At 64.8% G+C, this 15153-nt stretch carries 14 protein-coding genes; 7 read left to right on the forward strand and 7 right to left on the reverse strand.

Features of this window, described 5'->3' with window-relative positions:
* Positions 1–464: 464 nt before the first annotated feature.
* Complete coding sequence (locus AC1TXO_RS11815; RefSeq protein ID WP_486406489.1) at positions 465–833, reverse strand: glyoxalase superfamily protein; 369 nt, start codon at positions 831–833, stop codon at positions 465–467.
* 67 nt (positions 834–900) lie between these two features.
* Entirely contained in the window at positions 901–1758 is an 858-nt protein-coding gene (locus AC1TXO_RS11820; protein WP_486406490.1) for a LysR substrate-binding domain-containing protein, read from the reverse strand.
* Positions 1759–2034: 276 nt separating this feature from the next.
* Between AC1TXO_RS11820 and AC1TXO_RS11825 the strand changes: the two genes are divergently transcribed.
* The 6 genes from AC1TXO_RS11825 to metC all read left to right on the forward strand — a co-directional run bounded on the left by AC1TXO_RS11825 (position 2035) and on the right by metC (position 8508).
* On the forward strand, positions 2035–2874 hold the full coding sequence (locus tag AC1TXO_RS11825) for a transporter substrate-binding domain-containing protein (RefSeq protein ID WP_486406491.1): 840 nt from the start codon (positions 2035–2037) through the stop codon (positions 2872–2874).
* On the forward strand, positions 2874–3608 hold the full coding sequence (locus AC1TXO_RS11830) for an amino acid ABC transporter permease (RefSeq protein ID WP_486406492.1): 735 nt from the start codon (positions 2874–2876) through the stop codon (positions 3606–3608). The genes AC1TXO_RS11825 and AC1TXO_RS11830 overlap by 1 nt, the downstream gene beginning before the upstream one ends.
* Positions 3598–4278 carry an amino acid ABC transporter permease gene (locus AC1TXO_RS11835; RefSeq protein ID WP_486406493.1) on the forward strand — a complete coding sequence of 227 codons (681 nt, stop codon included), beginning with the start codon at positions 3598–3600 and terminating at the stop codon, positions 4276–4278. Before AC1TXO_RS11830 ends, AC1TXO_RS11835 begins: the two co-directional genes overlap by 11 nt.
* Positions 4268–5086 carry an amino acid ABC transporter ATP-binding protein gene (locus AC1TXO_RS11840; protein ID WP_486406494.1) on the forward strand — a complete coding sequence of 273 codons (819 nt, stop codon included), beginning with the start codon at positions 4268–4270 and terminating at the stop codon, positions 5084–5086. Before AC1TXO_RS11835 ends, AC1TXO_RS11840 begins: the two co-directional genes overlap by 11 nt.
* Positions 5087–5118: 32 nt before the next feature.
* A complete protein-coding gene (locus AC1TXO_RS11845; protein ID WP_486406495.1) occupies positions 5119–5709 on the forward strand; it encodes a cysteine dioxygenase family protein in 591 nt (196 codons plus the stop codon).
* Positions 5710–5808: 99 nt separating this feature from the next.
* Positions 5809–8508, forward strand: coding sequence for a cystathionine beta-lyase (gene metC / locus AC1TXO_RS11850; RefSeq protein ID WP_486406496.1), 2700 nt, complete (start codon positions 5809–5811; stop codon positions 8506–8508).
* Position 8509: 1 nt separating this feature from the next.
* Here the strand turns inward: metC and AC1TXO_RS11855 are convergent, their stop codons facing one another.
* From AC1TXO_RS11855 to argH, 5 genes are all read right to left on the reverse strand, one after another.
* The gene (locus AC1TXO_RS11855) at positions 8510–9706 is read right to left on the reverse strand and encodes an MFS transporter (protein ID WP_486406497.1); all 1197 of its coding nucleotides are present in this window, start codon (positions 9704–9706) and stop codon (positions 8510–8512) included.
* 143 nt (positions 9707–9849) lie between these two features.
* Positions 9850–10674, reverse strand: coding sequence for an ABC transporter substrate-binding protein (locus tag AC1TXO_RS11860; protein WP_486406498.1), 825 nt, complete (start codon positions 10672–10674; stop codon positions 9850–9852).
* A 33-nt stretch (positions 10675–10707) separates the two neighbouring features.
* Positions 10708–11472 carry an amino acid ABC transporter ATP-binding protein gene (locus tag AC1TXO_RS11865; protein ID WP_486406830.1) on the reverse strand — a complete coding sequence of 255 codons (765 nt, stop codon included), beginning with the start codon at positions 11470–11472 and terminating at the stop codon, positions 10708–10710.
* A gap of 23 nt (positions 11473–11495) precedes the next feature.
* Entirely contained in the window at positions 11496–12374 is an 879-nt protein-coding gene (locus AC1TXO_RS11870; RefSeq protein ID WP_486406499.1) for an amino acid ABC transporter permease, read from the reverse strand.
* Between the two features lie 90 nt (positions 12375–12464).
* Entirely contained in the window at positions 12465–13892 is a 1428-nt protein-coding gene (gene argH / locus AC1TXO_RS11875; RefSeq protein WP_486406500.1) for an argininosuccinate lyase, read from the reverse strand.
* 246 nt (positions 13893–14138) lie between these two features.
* Between argH and AC1TXO_RS11880 the strand changes: the two genes are divergently transcribed.
* A complete protein-coding gene (locus tag AC1TXO_RS11880) occupies positions 14139–15107 on the forward strand; it encodes a LysR family transcriptional regulator (RefSeq protein ID WP_486406501.1) in 969 nt (322 codons plus the stop codon).
* The last annotated feature ends 46 nt before the right edge of the window (positions 15108–15153 follow it).

Below are 15153 nucleotides of genomic sequence, written 5' to 3' on the forward strand. Positions count from 1 at the left end.
ATTGGCGGGGCAGCTTGTCGCCCGAGGGAGTCATTCGATATGGCGATTACGTTTGTCGAACAGTTGCCAGCCCGAAAACAGGATCATGAGTGGCCAGAAGGCGTCCAATTGGCTGCACCAGGCCAGCGGGTAATGCGAGAGGAGGCTTGCTAGCCCGGATGCTGGTCAGATCGTTCATCAAGTGGCTCGGCTGTTGATGATCAGGCTCTTGTTGGTGCGTTGAGGTCCTATGCCGCCTTGAACTTGGGCTTGAAGACCGACAATCCTGTCTCCGGAATGGAATGTAGGGATACGGCTGGTGACATAGGAGCCAACCAAGCCACCCACCACCAGATATGTCTTTTCACCCTGCAAGCGAAGTTCCTTATAGGTGTCGAATCCGTTTCAGATGCGCACAATGCAGGACTTTTGCTGCTGGGCCTATTCACTTGCTTCTAAGTAGTGTGTAGGAGATTTCAGCAATGCTATGCATCGCCCATCTGCTGACAAAAACGCAGCAAATTGCCGAACGGATCATGTATCTGCATCTGCAGCCCCCAGTCCACCCGCTCGGCGTGCGGCCGTGAATAACCGTACTGCTTGGCCTGCAGTTCGGTCTCGAGCGCCTTGAGGTCTTCGACGCGGGCAAACACGGTGGAGCCTGGCGTGGCGTCGCCATGGTGCTCGGACAGGTGCAGGATCAACCCATCGCGGTGAATCTGCGCATACAGCGGCAGGTCCGGGGCGAAGCGGTGTTCCCAGTCGAGAGAGAAACCGAGGAAGTCGAGGTAGAACTCCTTGGCCTTGTCGACCGAGAAGATGCGCAGCACAGGGATGGCGGGGGCGAAATGCATGGAGGGTATCCTTACCGGATGGAAGGCGGTCACTGTAGCGTATTGCGTCGTCGTGTGGCGGTCGGTCTCACAACCCGACGCTGGTGCGCACCATGGCGTAGGCCTGGCGCACCAGCGGGTTGACCGTGTTGGCCCGTACCCACAGGTGATAGGTGACGTCCGGCAGCGGCGGCAGGCCGTCGCTCTGGCCGAGCACGCGCATGTCCGGGCCGACCATTTCCTGGCTGCGCGCCGTGATGCCCAGGCCTGCGCGCACCGCCGCCTTGATGCCGATCAGGTTGGATGCCAGGTACGCCTGGCGCCACGCAATCCCGGCCTGCTCCAGGGCTTCGAGGGCCAGCCGCCGATACAGGCTCGGCTCGTCCACCAGCACCAGCGGCAGCGGCTCGCCGGGGATGTGCTGGTATTGCGCGGCGCAAATCCACCACACCGGCGAGGTGCGCAGGGCGAAGCCCTCGACGCCGGGGGCGCTGACGGTGGAAATGACCATGTCGACCTTGCCGCGCTGCAGGTCGTCCATCAGGAAGGGGCTACGGCCGACGTCGATCTCCAGCCGCAGGTTCGGTGCCGAACGGGCGATATGGCCCAGCAGCGGCGGCAGGATGGTGTCGGCGATGTCGTGTGGCGAGCCGATGCGCAGCACGCCGCTCAGGCCGTCCTGGCGCAGGCCGGCAAGGGCTTCGTCGTTGAGCGCGAGCATCTGCCGGGCGTGGCGCAGCAGCTGGCGGCCGGCATCGGTGAGGGCTTTGTGTCGGCCTTGCTTGCGTAGCAGCGGCACGCCGACCTGCTGTTCCAGGCGTTGCATGTGTTGGGTTACCGAGGCCTGGGTGCGGGCCAGGTGACGACCCGCTTCGGCGAAGCTTGTGTGATCGGCGATGGCAACGAAGGTGCGTAGCAGGTCGAGGTCCAGGGCGGGTGTGGTCATGGGCGGGCCTGAGGTTGGAGTGGGGAAGGCGGTGCGCCCGTTTTTACATTACTACCAATCAGTAAATGATAAGGATTCATTATGTTTTGTCGGGCTGAATTTGCAATGGCCTGATGCAAACTCCTTTGTTTACGCTGCTTATGCCAAATCGCCCTCCCACCCGCTCGATCCAAGTTATAACGATAGGCAATATTTGCATTTCCCCTGATCCCGCCAAGTTTCTAGGATGCGCCCTCATTGGCCGGGCGTTCCGGCTGCCGGGATGAGGAGCCCACCATGTCGTTGTCCACCGTTGCCCGTCACGGCCTGTTTGCCGCATTGCTCGCCACCACCAGCCTGGCCGCCAGTGGCCTTGCCCATGCCGACGCCACCCTGGACAAGATCCAGCAGCGCCACAAGCTGGCGGTGGGTGTGGTGCTTTCCGGTGGTCCGTTCGGAGCCATCGACCCGAATACCCGCGAGCCAATCGGTTTCAGCGTCGACCTGGCCCGCGACCTGGCGCGCCAACTGGGCGTGGACGTCGACCTGGTCGCCGTACAGCCGGCCAACCGTGTGCAGTTCCTGCAGCAAGGCAAGGTCGACCTTCTGATCGCCAACATGGAGTGGACGCCTGAGCGCGACAAGCTGCTCGGTCATGTGCCGACGCCGTTCTACCGGGTTGGCGGCACGGCTGCGCTGGCCGACGACAGCCCGATCAAGACCTGGGCCGATCTCAAGGGCCAGGCAGTGTGCACCTCGCAAGGCAGCAGCTATACCCAGGCACTGATCGAGCTGGGTGCCGATCTCAAGGCCTTCAAGACCTCCGCCGAGTCCCTGCTGGCCCTGCGCGGCAACAACTGCGTAGCTGCGGTGCACGATGCCACGCTGATCAATCCCTTGCTGGCCAAGGGCGGGGAGTGGAGCGGCTACCGCGCCCTGACGCCCGAGCTGAATCCGGCACCCTCGGTGATCTGGACCCGCCTGGGCGAAACCGACACGCAGCAGCGCCTTGATCCCTTCGTCAAGCAATGGCACCGCAGTGGCTGGCTGATCGAGCGCGAGCAAGCCAACCACATCACCCCGGCCTCGCCGGCACTGGTGGAACTGCGTGCCAAGCTGCAGGGCGAAGGCGCCTGATGAGCGACAGCCTGCAGTGGCTGGTGGGGCAGCTTGCCCACCTCGGCCTGAACTACGCGTTTCTGCTCGACGCCTACGCCAGCGGCAAGCTGCTCGACGGCGCGCTGACAACGCTTGCCCTGTGCCTGTTCAGCATCGTCGGCAGCCTGCTGGTGGGTGTGCTCCTGGCGGCGGCCGTCACGTCCGGGCAGCGTTGGCTGGCCTGGCCGGCGCGGGCCTTCATCGAGGTGACGCGCAGCACGCCGACCCTGGTACAGCTGTACTGCGCCTTCCTGGTGCTGAACATGCTGATCAATCAGAGCCTGGGCAGTGCCAACCCCATGACCCCGTTCGCCTGGGTGGTGCTGGTGATTTCCCTGCACAAGGGCGCCTTTCACGCCGAAGCCCTGCGTGCCGGTATCGAGGCCGTGCCGGCAGTGACGCTCGAAGCCGCCAGTTCCCTGGCCTTCAGCCGACGTCAACAGTTGCTCGAGGTACAACTGCCGCTGGCCGTGCGCTTTGCCTTGCCGGCGCTGGTCAACAACCTGATCGACCTGGTGAAGATGACCGCCGTGGCCTCGGCCATCGCCGTCAACGACATCACCTACGCCGCGATCATGATCTGGACCCAGGGGGACAACGTGATCGAACTGATGATCCTCATCCTGGCCTTCTTCGGATTGCTCAGCTTTGCAGTCAACTGTGCCGGTCGCGCCCTGGAAGCGCGCCTGAGGATGCCCGGTTATGGTCATTGAGCATGTCGCCACGCTCTGGCAGTGGTCGCCCGCATTGGGCAGCGGGTTGCTGCAGAACATTCGCATGAGCCTCGGGGCCATCGGCCTGGGCACGTTGCTCGGACTGCTGGTGGGCAGCCTGCTGCTGTCGCCTTTGGCGCCCCTGCGCGGTGTGGCGCGGTTGTGGGTGCAGGTGTTTCGCAACGCGCCCTGGCTGGTGCTGATCTACTTCACCTCCTATGTGTTCCCCTTCGATGTGCAGGTCGGCCGAACCTGGGTAGCGTTTCCCGACTGGCTCAAGGTCACCGTCGGGCTGGCGCTGCCGGCCAGCGCCAACGTCGCCGAGATCTTCCGCGGTGCAGTGGCGTCGATTCCTGCCACGCAATGGGAAGCGGCGCGTTCGCTGGCCTTCAGTCGCGCGCAGATCTTGCGTTCGATCATCCTGCCGCAGTGCCTGCGGCGCATGCTGGCGCCGTGGATGAACCTCTACGCGGTCGTGACCATGGGCACTGCGCTGGCCTCGCTGGTGGGCGTGCACGACCTGATCGACAGCGCGCAGATCGCCGCCAACACCGTCAATCGCAGCGGCTTCACGGTGCTGGTGTATTTCAGCGTGCTGGCGCTGTTCTTTGCCTACTGCTACCCGATTGCCCGCCTGACTCAACGCCTGGAGCGCCGCTATGCCTTCTGAACCCCTGATCCGCTTGCGCGACGTGCACCTGGCCTTTGCCGACAACCCGGTGCTGCGCGGTATCGACCTGGACGTGCAGGCTGGGCAGGCGGTGTCGATCATCGGCCCGTCCGGCTCCGGCAAGTCGACCATCCTGCGCTGCATGACCGGGTTGCTGCGTCCGCAGCGCGGCAGTATCCGCATCGGCGACACGGCCGTGGAGCAACTGCGTGGCGAGGCTGGTTTGATCGCCTTGCGCAAACAGGTCGGTTTCGTCTTCCAGCAGTACAACCTGTTTCCTCACCTGAGCGTGCTCGACAATCTGCTGATCGCGCCGACCAAAGTGCTCGGTCGCTCACGCGCCGAAGCCCGCGAGCAAGCCCTGGCGCTGCTCGACAAGGTGCGCCTGGGCCACAAGGCCGCGGCCTTTCCCGGCGAGCTGTCCGGCGGTCAGCAGCAGCGCGTGGCGATTGCCCGCGCCCTGGCCATGCGTCCGCGCCTGATCCTGTTCGACGAGGTGACCTCGGCACTGGACCCGGAGATGGTCGGCGAAGTGCTGGCGGTGATTCGTGAGTTGACCGAGGAGGGCATGACCTGTGTGCTGGTCACCCATGAAATGCGCTTTGCCGAGGAAATCAGCGACCAGGTCTACTTCACCGAGCATGGCCGCATCGTCGAGCACGGTAGCGCCGAGCAGGTGTTTCGCGCGCCGCTTCACCAGCGCACCCAGGCCTTCCTCCAGCATGCGCTGGGCGAGGGCGGCCAGCGCCCGGTCCGCCCGGCCCCTGATGTACTGAGTAATCTGGGGCGTTACAGCCTCAGTGTGTAGTTGCAGCCTCCACCCCGAAGAGAGAGCGAAAAATGTCCCGTGAATCCGTGATCCAGCCGTTCCTCGCGCAAGTGCGCGCCATCCATGAGCGCGGCGTCGACCGCAGTGCGCTGCAACAGATCGTCGCGCTGCTCGAAGGCCTGGCCGAGCGCCGCGAGCTGTTCAACTTCGAGCGCTTCCCGGCGCCGGACGCCTCGACCGGCGAAACCCAGTTCCGCTATCGCCTGAACGACGACGGCGAGTCGCCGACGCTGTACGTCAACTCGCTGCTGCCGGGCAAGGCGACGCTGCCGCACAACCACGAGACCTGGGCGATCATCGTCGCTGTCGAGGGCCAGGAGCTCAATCGTGTGTACCGCCGTGAAGACGACCGCAGCGATCCGGCGCGGGCCAGCCTGGCACTGGAGCGGGAGGTCGTGGTGCAGCCGGGGATCTCGGTGGCCTTCCTCGGTGAGGACCTGCATGGCATCCGCGTCGAAGGTGACAGCCCGACCTTGCACTTCCACCTGTATGGCCGTCCGCTGGAATCGCTCGAGCACCGCTATGGCGTGAGGGACGACGGCAGCGTGGTGAACTACAACAAGTCGCAGATGGCGCCTTCGATCAAGGCTTACGAGCTTTGACACGGGTGTCGCGCCCTTCGTCGCTGCGAATTGCCCGCGAAAGGCACGACACCTTCTCCCAGCCCTGCACCCCACCCAACGACCCACGGACTGCGTCCCATGATCCCCAGCATTTCCCCTGCGCTGCTGCACACCTGGCTGTTCGACGGCCAGGAAATCGCCCTGTTCGACGTACGTGAGCACGGACAGTACGGCGAGGCCCATCTGTTCTACGCCGTCAATCTGCCCTACAGCCGCCTCGAACTCGAAGCGCCCCGCCTGGCGCCCAACCCGGCGGTGCGCATGGTGGTCTACGACGAAACCGGCGGTGAGCTGGCGCAGCGCGCAGCGGGTCGCCTACAGGCGCTGGGCTACTCCAGGGTGTACTGCCTTGAGGGGGGAAGCCTGGGGTGGCGGGGTGCAGGTTTCGAACTGTTCGCCGGTGTTCACCTGCCGTCGAAAGCCTTCGGTGAACTGGTCGAGCACGCCTGCCAGACTCCACGTATCAGCGCCCTGGAACTGGCCGAATGGCAACGCCAGGGCAAGCCGCTGGTGCTGCTCGATGGCCGCCCGCTGGAGGAGTTCGCCAAGATGAGCATTCCCGGTGCCACCTGTTGCCCGAATGGCGAGCTGGGCTATCGCCTGGAAGATCTGGTGAGCGACCCTCACACCCCCGTGGTGATCAATTGCGCTGGCCGCACCCGCAGCATCATCGGTGCGCAGACGCTGATCAACCTGGGCATCGACAACCCGGTCTATGCCTTGGAGAACGGCACCCAAGGCTGGTACCTGGTGGACCTGCCGCTGGACCACGGCAGCCAGCTTGGGTATCCCGAGCACAGCGGTGCCGCTCTGGCCAGGCAACGTGCGCGGGCGCGGCAGCTGGCCCAGCAGGCGGGGGTCGCCTGGGTGGATGCGCGGCAGGTCCGACAGTGGGCCGACGACGGCGCTCGCAGCCTGTTCCTCTGCGACGTGCGTACTCCTGAAGAGTTCGCCGCCGGCAGCCTGCCGGGCGCACAGCATTGCCCGGGCGGTCAGTTGATCCAGGGCACCGACCTGTACATCGGTGTGCGCAAGGCCCGTGTGGTGCTGTTCGATAACGATGGTGCGCGCGCGCCGGTGGTCGCCAGCTGGCTGCGGCAGATGGGCCACGAGGCCCATGTGCTTGAAGGTGGCCTGGACAGCGGCCTGGCTCTGGACGGCGCTGCGCCATTGCCGGTGACCCTCGCCGAAGCCCGCATCGATGAGCTTGCAGACGCGTTGCTGATCGACTTGCGTCCCAGCACCGCGTACCGCAAGCGTCACCTGCAAGGCGCCCGGTGGTCGATCCGTCCGCAGTTGGCGCAGCAGTTGAGCGGGGCAGGGCAGCGCCTGGTGTTCATCGCCGACGATCCGCACGTGGCACAGTTGGCGCTCGCCGAGCTGACACCTGCCCAGCAACAGGCCGCGCGTCTGTTTCCCCGGGCATCGCTGAACGACTGGCCGCAGGTGGAGAACGACCTGACGTTGCCGGATGCGGCCTGTATCGACTTTCTGTTCTTCGTCCATGACCGGCACAACGGCAACAAGGACGCAGCGCGCCAGTACCTGGCGTGGGAAACCGGCCTGATTGCGCAGATGAACGAGGCCGAAACCACCAGCTTCAACCCGCTGACCCCTATCGACCCGGTGGCCACACGCTTGGTGCACGGTGGTCGAGGCGAGCCGGGCACAGGTGCGCATGGGGTCAATCCGCCTGTCAATCGTCTGAGCACGGTGCTGTTCGACAGCGTCGCCGATCTGCAGCAGGCCCGCAGCCGCCGCGACCAGGAGCGCGTGCTCAGCTATGGCGCCCGTGGCAACCCCACTGCCTTTGCCCTGGAAGACCTGGTGACCGAGCTGGAGGCTGGCCATCGAACCCGGCTGTTTGCCACTGGCCTGCAGGCGATCGCCCAGACCTTCCTCGCTTACCTGCGTCCGGGGGACCACCTGCTGGTCAGTGACGGCGTCTATGCTCCGGTGCGGCGTCTGGCGCGCGAGCTGCTCGAGCCCTTCGGCGTGCAGGTGCAGTACTTCGCTGCAGACGCTCACGATCTGCAGCAGGCACTGCGCCCCGAGACCCGCATGGTCTACAGCGAAAGCCCCAGCTCGCTGCTCTACGAGTTCAACGACCTGCCGGCCATGGCTGCCCTGTGCAAGGCCCGCGGCGTACTGCTGGCAGTCGACAACACCTGGGGCTCGGGCTACCTGCATCGCCCGCTGACGCTGGGCGCGGACATTTCGGTCATGGCCCTGACCAAGTACCTGGGCGGACACAGCGACGTGATGATGGGCAGTGTCTGCACCACGCGTGAAGCCTTCGACGCGCTGTCGCGCATGAGCGACAACTGCGGCTGCACCGTCAGCCCCGACGATGCCTGGCTGGTGCTGCGCGGCGCCCGCAGCCTGGCCAGCCGCATGGCCGTGCACGAGCGCCAGGGTGTGGAGATTGCCCGCTGGCTGCAGCAGCACGACGAGGTGGCACAGGTGTTCCATCCGGCCTTGCCGGAGCATCCGGGGCATGCGCTGTGGCAGCGTGACTTCAGCGGCAGCAACGGCCTGCTCGGTTTTACCCTGGCCAATCCGTCGCAGGCAAAGGCCGAGGCCTTCGTCGATGCGCTGCGGCTGTTCGGGATCGGTGCGTCCTGGGGCGGCTATGAAAGCCTGGTGACCCTGGCCGATACCCGCGAGCGCCAGTTCGCACCGTCACTAGCCGGGCCTCTGGTGCGCCTGCACGTGGGGCTTGAGGATGTGCGCTCGTTGCAGCGCGACCTGCAACAGGCGCTACACCAGGCACGCTGACTCAAGGCTGCGATGCCACCTGCCGTCGGCGCTGCGCCTGCAGGCAGGCTGCGGCACACAATCCGCCGCCACATGCGGCGGTGACCATCAGCGCGATGAACATGCTGCCGGGCACGCCTGTCCCCAGCAGGTAGCCACACAGTACCGGGCTCAGCGCACCGCCGACGGCCGCAAGGTTCTGGAAGCCGTAGTAGCTGCCCTTGAGGTGTTCAGGGGCAATGCTGTCGATGAACAGGAATTCGCTGGGCAGCAGGATCATCTCGCCGAGGGTGAAGACGAACATCGCCAGGCACCAACTGACCAGGTCGTCGGCATACATGAAACCCGCCAGGCCCCCGATGAACAGCAGCGCGCCGATACTCATCCAGCGCCCGAGATTGTCACGGCGCAGCAGCCGGCCGAACTGGAATTGCAGCACGATCACCACCAGCGCGTTGCACGCCAGCAGCGCCGAAAGCGTTGTCATCGCCTGCTCGGCGGGGTACTTCACCAGCAGGTACTGCGACAGGTAGATGGTGAAGCGCCCGTTCACCAAGGCGTTGAGCAGGCTGCCGACGGTGAACAGCAGCAGGATGCGGTCGGTGCGCACCGCGGCCAGCACGGCAAGAAAGCGTGTCGGCCGCTGGGCGCTGGCAGTGGTACCCTGAGTGCTGGCAGGCACCGCGCTCATCACCCACAGGCTCAGCAACGCCACCGCACTGGCAGTCCAGAACGGCGCCAGCGGATGTACCCCGACCAGCACCACGCCCAACATGGGGCCGGTGGCATAGCCGATGTTGGTGAGGGTGTAGCGCAAGGAGAAGGCCTTGGCTCGCTGCTCGACGGCCAGGTACTCACCGAGCATGGCCTTGGAGCCGATGATGAACAGGGCCGAGGCTGACTCGGTCAGTACCAGGGTCAAGGCGGCCTGCCAGGCGTCCTGGGCGAAGGTCAGCAGCAGGAAGCCGATCGCCGTGCCGAGCATCGCCAGGCCCAGCAGGCGGCGCTTGTCGAAACGGTCGATCACATAGCCGCCGTACAGGCCGAACAGGGTGCCCGACAGCGCGGCGACGCTGATCAGCAGACCCACGTCATGCTGGGCCATGCCCAACTGCGTGGTGAGGAACAACGCCAGCAGGGGGCTGGTGAGCGAGCGGCTGATCACCAGGGTCAGCGAACTCAGCATCAGGCGGCGGATGACGGGGGAATAGGTGGCCACAATCCATTCTCGGGCTTTGGAAGCTATGGGTGCAGCTGCTTTCGCGGAGGAATCCGCCCATACTGGCCTGCGCTGCGTGAGTCAGTCGGCCTGTGGGAGCGGGTTCACCCGCGAAAACAGCGCTGCGGTGTCAACCGGTCGAATCACTTGCCGCCATTGATGGTGATCGGGTTCAGCACGCCATCGGCCGCGCCCCATTTCTCGAGGATCTTGCGGTAGCTGCCATCGTCGACCATGGCCTGCAGCTCGGTACGGATCGCCGCCGACAGTGCTGCGTTGTCCTTGGCCACGCCCAGCCCGGTGAGCTGGGTGGTCAGCGGCGTACCCAGGCTCTTGAAGGTGCCTTTTTCAAGGTCCTGGATGTAGGGCAGGGTCTCGCTGCCTTGCACCGCAGCATCGAGGCGCCCCTGGCGCAGTTGCGCACGGGCATCGGCGCTGCCTTCGGAACCGAGCACGACCACGGCCGGCTTGCCATTGGCTTCGCAGTTGGCCTTGCTCCAGTTGACGACGTCACTGGGCCAGGTGGTGCGGCGGCTGGTGCCGACCTTCTTGCCGCACAGGTCGGTCATTTCGTTGATCTCGCCGCGGCTCTGCAGGGTGTAGAACTGCGGACCGCTGGTGAAGTAGTCGACGAAGGTCACCACCTGCTGGCGCTCCTTGGTGTCGGTCATGCCCGAGAGGATGATGTCGACGCGCTTGGTCACCAGCGCGCTGATCATCTGCTCGAAGGCGGTTTCCTGCCACTTGATCTTCACCCCCAGGCGCTCGGCCAGGGCGTTGCCCAGGTCGACATCGACACCGGTCAGCTGGTTGGTGGCCGGGTCCTTGAAGTCCATCGGCGGGTAGTTGGGGACGATCGCGGCGACGATCTCGCCCTTGGCCTTGATCGAGGCCGGCAAGTCCACGGCGGCCTGGGCGTTGAAGGCCAGGGCGGTCAGTACGCTGCACGCAACAAGTGTTTTTTTCATGCCTTGGGTTCTCTTTATGGTTGTGGGCGGCAGTCAGGTACGCACCGCGGAAATGAAGTTCTGGGTCCGCGGATTCTGGGGGGCCAGGAGCACCTCTTCGGGGCTTCCTGATTCGACGATCTGGCCGGCGTCCATGAACACCACGCGATTGGACACCTCGCGGGCGAAGCCCAGTTCATGGGTGACCACCACCATGGTCATGCCCGACTTGGCCAGGTCGCGCATCACCGACAGCACTTCGCCGACCAGTTCCGGATCGAGCGCCGAGGTGGGTTCGTCGAACAGCATCAGCTTGGGGCGCATGGCCAGGGCACGGGCGATCGCTACACGCTGCTGCTGGCCACCGGAAAGCTGAATCGGGTAGTGGTCGCGCTTGTCGCTCAGGCCCACCCGCGCCAGCAGTTCCAGCGCATCCTCGGTGGCTTCCTTGGGCGAGCGGCGCAGTACCTGGCAAGGGCCTTCGATGATGTTCTGCAGCACGGTCAGGTGCGGGAACAGGTTGAAACGCTGGAACACCATGCCGGTGGACAGGCGCTGGCGGGCAATCTGCGATTCGGTCAGTTCGTGCAGCTTGTTGCCGGCCATGCGGTAGCCGACCAGCTCGCCGTCGACCCACAGGCCGCCGCCATCGACCTTTTCCAGCTGGTTGATGCAGCGCAGGAAGGTGCTCTTGCCGGAGCCCGACGGGCCGATCACACAGAGCACTTCACCCTGCTCGATCTCCAGGTTGATGTCGTTCAGCGCGTGGTAGTCGCCGTAGTATTTCTGCAGGCCGACGGCCTTGACGATGCTTCTCATGGGCATGTTCTCTCCAGGTCCGGTCAGGAGCGCTTGCCAGCGCCCTTGGCGAAGTGACGTTCCAGGCGGCTCTGGCCGAACGACAGCAGGGTGACCACCGCCAGGTACCAGATGCCGGCGACGATCAGCAGCTCCATCACCCGGGCGTTGGCGTAGTAGATGTTCTGGGCGTTGTGCAGCAGTTCCGAGTACTGGATCACGCTGGCCAGGCTGGTCATCTTGACCATGCCGATGAACTCGTTGCCCACCGGCGGGATGATGATGCGCATGGCCTGGGGCAGAATGATCCGGCGCAGCGCCTGCAGGCGCGGCATGCCGATCGACTTGGCCGCCTCGTACTGTCCGGTGTCCACCGACAGCAGGCCGGCGCGCACCACTTCGGCGGTGTAGGCGCCCTGGTTGATGCTCAGGCCCAGCAGGGCGGCGACGAAAGGCGTCATCAGCGTCACGGTGTCGAACTGGAACAGCCCGGGAATGCCGATGGTGGGGAAGATCAGCGCCAGGTTGAACCACAGCAGCAATTGCAGGATCAGTGGCGTGCCGCGGAACAGCCAGGTGTAGGCCAGGGCGACGTATTGCAGGATCGGGTTCTGCGACATGCGCATCACTGCGGTGATGACGCCGAAGATGATCCCCAGCGCCATGGCGATCACCGACATGACGATGGTGTTGCCCAGGCCCCAGAGGATCGCCTCGGAGGTCAGGAACTGGCCGACGAAGGCCCACTCGATCTTGCCGTTGGCGAAGGCGTTGGCCAGCCCCAGCAACATGACGACGATCAGCGTGGCGAAGAACATGCGCCCGTAGTAGCGGCGCGGGACATGCTCGTAGCGGCTGATGTCGAATTCGTTTTCCTGCTGCCGGCGCTCGTCGGCCAGGCGTTTGGCGTGTATCTGACTCATGGTGTGGCTCCGCAGTCGGCGCAGGGCGCCTGGGCGTTTGGATCGGTGCGGGCAAGGGTTCCAGAAGAGATGTCCGCTGCCCGCGGTTCTTCAGGTACGTGGCCCGTTGTACTGGCTGGCCCAGGCCTGCTGCGCTTCCAGCGCGACCTTCAGCCGCACGATCTGCTCGCGCACGCGTTGTGGCGCAGTACCGCCATGGCCGCTGCGCATGGCGATGGCGGCTTCCAGGGTGAGGCTTTCGCGCACTTCAGGGGTCAGGCGCGGGTCGATGTCGGCGAGCATCGCAGGGCTCGCTTGCCACAGCTCGATATCCTGCGCTTCACAGGCGCGCACCAAGGCCCCGGTGATCTCGTGAGCCTCCTTGAACGGTACGCCGCGCATGGCCAGCCAGTCGGCGACCTCGGTGGCCAGGGTGAAGCCCAGCGGCGCCTGGCGGCGCAGCTCGTCGACGCGCACCTGCATGGTCCGCACCATCCCGGCCATGGCCGGAAGGACCAGGCCCAGGGTGTCCAGAGTGTCCATCACCTCGCTCTTGTCCTCGGCCAGGTCGCGGTTGTACGACAGCGGCAGGGCCTTGAGGGTGGACAGCAGGCCGGTCAGGTTGCCGATCATGCGTCCGGCCTTGCCACGGGTGAGTTCGGCGATGTCGGGGTTCTTCTTCTGCGGCATGATCGAGCTGCCGGTGGCGTAGGCATCGTCCAGCTCGACCCAGCGGAACTGGCGCGACGACCACAGGCAGAATTCCTCCGACAGGCGCGACAGGTTGATGCCGAGCATGCTGGCGATGAACAGGAATTCAGCGACGTGATCACGGCTGGCAACGGCGTCGATGGAGTTCTCGCACGGACCGCTATAGCCCATTTCCAGCGCCGATTGCTGCGGCTGGCGGGCGATGGCCGAGCCGGCCATGGCGGCGGCGCCCAGCGGTGACAGGGCGGTGCGTGCGTCCCAGTCGACCAGGCGCTGTACATCGCGCAGCATGGCCTGGGCGTGGGCCAGCAACTGATGGGCGAAGCTGATCGGCTGGGCCTGTTGCAGGTGGGTGAAGCCCGGGCACAAGGTCTCGACATGCTGCTCGGCCTGGCCTACCAGCGCCTCCTGCAGGGCCAGCACCTGGTCGGCCAGCTTGCGCGCATGGTCACGCAGGAACAGGCGCAGGTCGTTGGCGGCCTGGTCGTTGCGCGAGCGCCCGGCACGCAGCTTGCCGCCCAGTGGGCCAAGGCGCTCGGTGAGCACACGCTCGAGGAAGGTGTGCACGTCTTCGTCAGCCTCGATCGGTTGCACCCGGCCGGCGCGGAAATCCGCATCCAGTGTGTCGATGGCGGCCAGTGTGCGTGCGGTCTCGTCGCTGTCGAGCAAGCCGGCACGTTGCAGTTCTCGGGCATGGGCGCGGGAGCCGGCGAGGTCGTACGGGGCCATCTGGAAGTAGCGCTGCGGTGAGCGCGACAGGGCGGCGAGGGCGGCGGCGGGGCCTGAAGCAAAACGGGCGCCCCAGAGGCGGTCGGTGGGCTGATTCATTGTTGTCGTTCCTCGAAGGAGAATCTTGTGTCAGCAGGATCAAGCCGTCATGAGACCTGCGAAGGCAGGTTTCATACGGTCAGGGGCAGGGGATAAAAACGAATTAAATCAACCACTTGTGGTTGATATTGGGATTCTGGAGAGTCTTGCAATATGCCGTTGCATAGGGTCATGATGGCGAGGCCGGCTGATTTCTTGTTGTGCTATCCAGCCTGTTGAAAGCCGAGCGCGAGGTAAATACTTACAATGGAAACCTCACTTTCCACTGCGGGAAACCTGCCGGAGAAAACCCGGATCCGTGCACCCCTGGCCCTGAGCGGCCAGGATTTCAAGTTGCTCAAGGTGTTCAAGGCAGTGGTCGAGGCAGGAGGCTTCAGCGCAGCACAGAACGAACTGAACGTGGGCCTTGCAGCCATCAGCAAGCAGATTTCCGACCTGGAGATCCGTATCGGCATGCGCTTGTGCAGCCGTGGACGTGAAGGTTTCAGCCTCACTGAAGAGGGCCAGGTGGTGTACCAGGCCTCGATCGAGCTGTTCAACTCGGTCGACAACTTTCGCGACCGCATCAACAGCGCGCAGAACGAGCTGATCGGCGAGCTGGGTGTCGGCGCCATCGACAACACGCTGTCGGATCGCAGTTCGCCGCTGATCGCGGCCATCCGAAGAATCTCCACCGATCACCCGAAAGTGCGCGTGCGCCTGAACGTGGCGCAGCTGGACGAGGTGGAGCGTGGCGTCATCGAAGGCCGGTTCATTGCCGGTATCGTGCCGCTGTACCAGCGCCGGGAAGAATTCGATTACTTCGAGATGTACCAGGAAGCCTCTGCGCTGTATTGCGGCGAAGGGCATCCCTTGTTCGTCCGACACGACGCGGACATCCCGCTCGACAGCCTGCGCGAGCACAATTTCGTGCACCACCGCTACGCCATGCACACCGCCAAGTGGCAGTTCTTCGAGCAGGAGACCAACCAGACCTCGGCCACCCAGGTCGAGGCGGTGGCGATGCTGCTGCTGACCGGCAACTTCATCGGTTTCCTGCCTTGCCACTATGCCCAGGGGTTGGTCGAGCAGGGGCGCCTGCGCGCGATTCATGCCGAGGTGGTGCGCTTTCACACACCGTTCTGCCTGATCCTGCGCCACAACACCCCGCGCAGTCCGCTGGTGAAGACATTTGCCCAGGCGATGGGCGTGGATCTGCGTGTGCCGGGCACATAGACAGGCTTAGACATAGCTACCACTCGAGCCCTTGCACAAGCTGGCT

The sequence above is a fragment of the Pseudomonas sp. FA117 genome, assembly GCF_057370475.1.

Excerpts from the sequence above, each read along its gene's own strand:
- AC1TXO_RS11815 (WP_486406489.1), bottom strand. The coding sequence starts at position 833 with ATGCATTTCGCCCCCGCCATCCCTGTGCTGCGCATCTTCTCGGTCGAC.
- AC1TXO_RS11820 (WP_486406490.1), bottom strand. The coding sequence starts at position 1,758 with ATGACCACACCCGCCCTGGACCTCGACCTGCTACGCACCTTCGTTGCC.
- AC1TXO_RS11825 (WP_486406491.1), top strand. The coding sequence starts at position 2,035 with ATGTCGTTGTCCACCGTTGCCCGTCACGGCCTGTTTGCCGCATTGCTC.
- AC1TXO_RS11830 (WP_486406492.1), top strand. The coding sequence starts at position 2,874 with ATGAGCGACAGCCTGCAGTGGCTGGTGGGGCAGCTTGCCCACCTCGGC.
- AC1TXO_RS11835 (WP_486406493.1), top strand. The coding sequence starts at position 3,598 with ATGGTCATTGAGCATGTCGCCACGCTCTGGCAGTGGTCGCCCGCATTG.
- AC1TXO_RS11840 (WP_486406494.1), top strand. The coding sequence starts at position 4,268 with ATGCCTTCTGAACCCCTGATCCGCTTGCGCGACGTGCACCTGGCCTTT.
- AC1TXO_RS11845 (WP_486406495.1), top strand. The coding sequence starts at position 5,119 with ATGTCCCGTGAATCCGTGATCCAGCCGTTCCTCGCGCAAGTGCGCGCC.
- metC (WP_486406496.1), top strand. The coding sequence starts at position 5,809 with ATGATCCCCAGCATTTCCCCTGCGCTGCTGCACACCTGGCTGTTCGAC.
- AC1TXO_RS11860 (WP_486406498.1), bottom strand. The coding sequence starts at position 10,674 with ATGAAAAAAACACTTGTTGCGTGCAGCGTACTGACCGCCCTGGCCTTC.
- AC1TXO_RS11865 (WP_486406830.1), bottom strand. The coding sequence starts at position 11,472 with ATGAGAAGCATCGTCAAGGCCGTCGGCCTGCAGAAATACTACGGCGAC.
- AC1TXO_RS11870 (WP_486406499.1), bottom strand. The coding sequence starts at position 12,374 with ATGAGTCAGATACACGCCAAACGCCTGGCCGACGAGCGCCGGCAGCAG.
- argH (WP_486406500.1), bottom strand. The coding sequence starts at position 13,892 with ATGAATCAGCCCACCGACCGCCTCTGGGGCGCCCGTTTTGCTTCAGGC.
- AC1TXO_RS11880 (WP_486406501.1), top strand. The coding sequence starts at position 14,139 with ATGGAAACCTCACTTTCCACTGCGGGAAACCTGCCGGAGAAAACCCGG.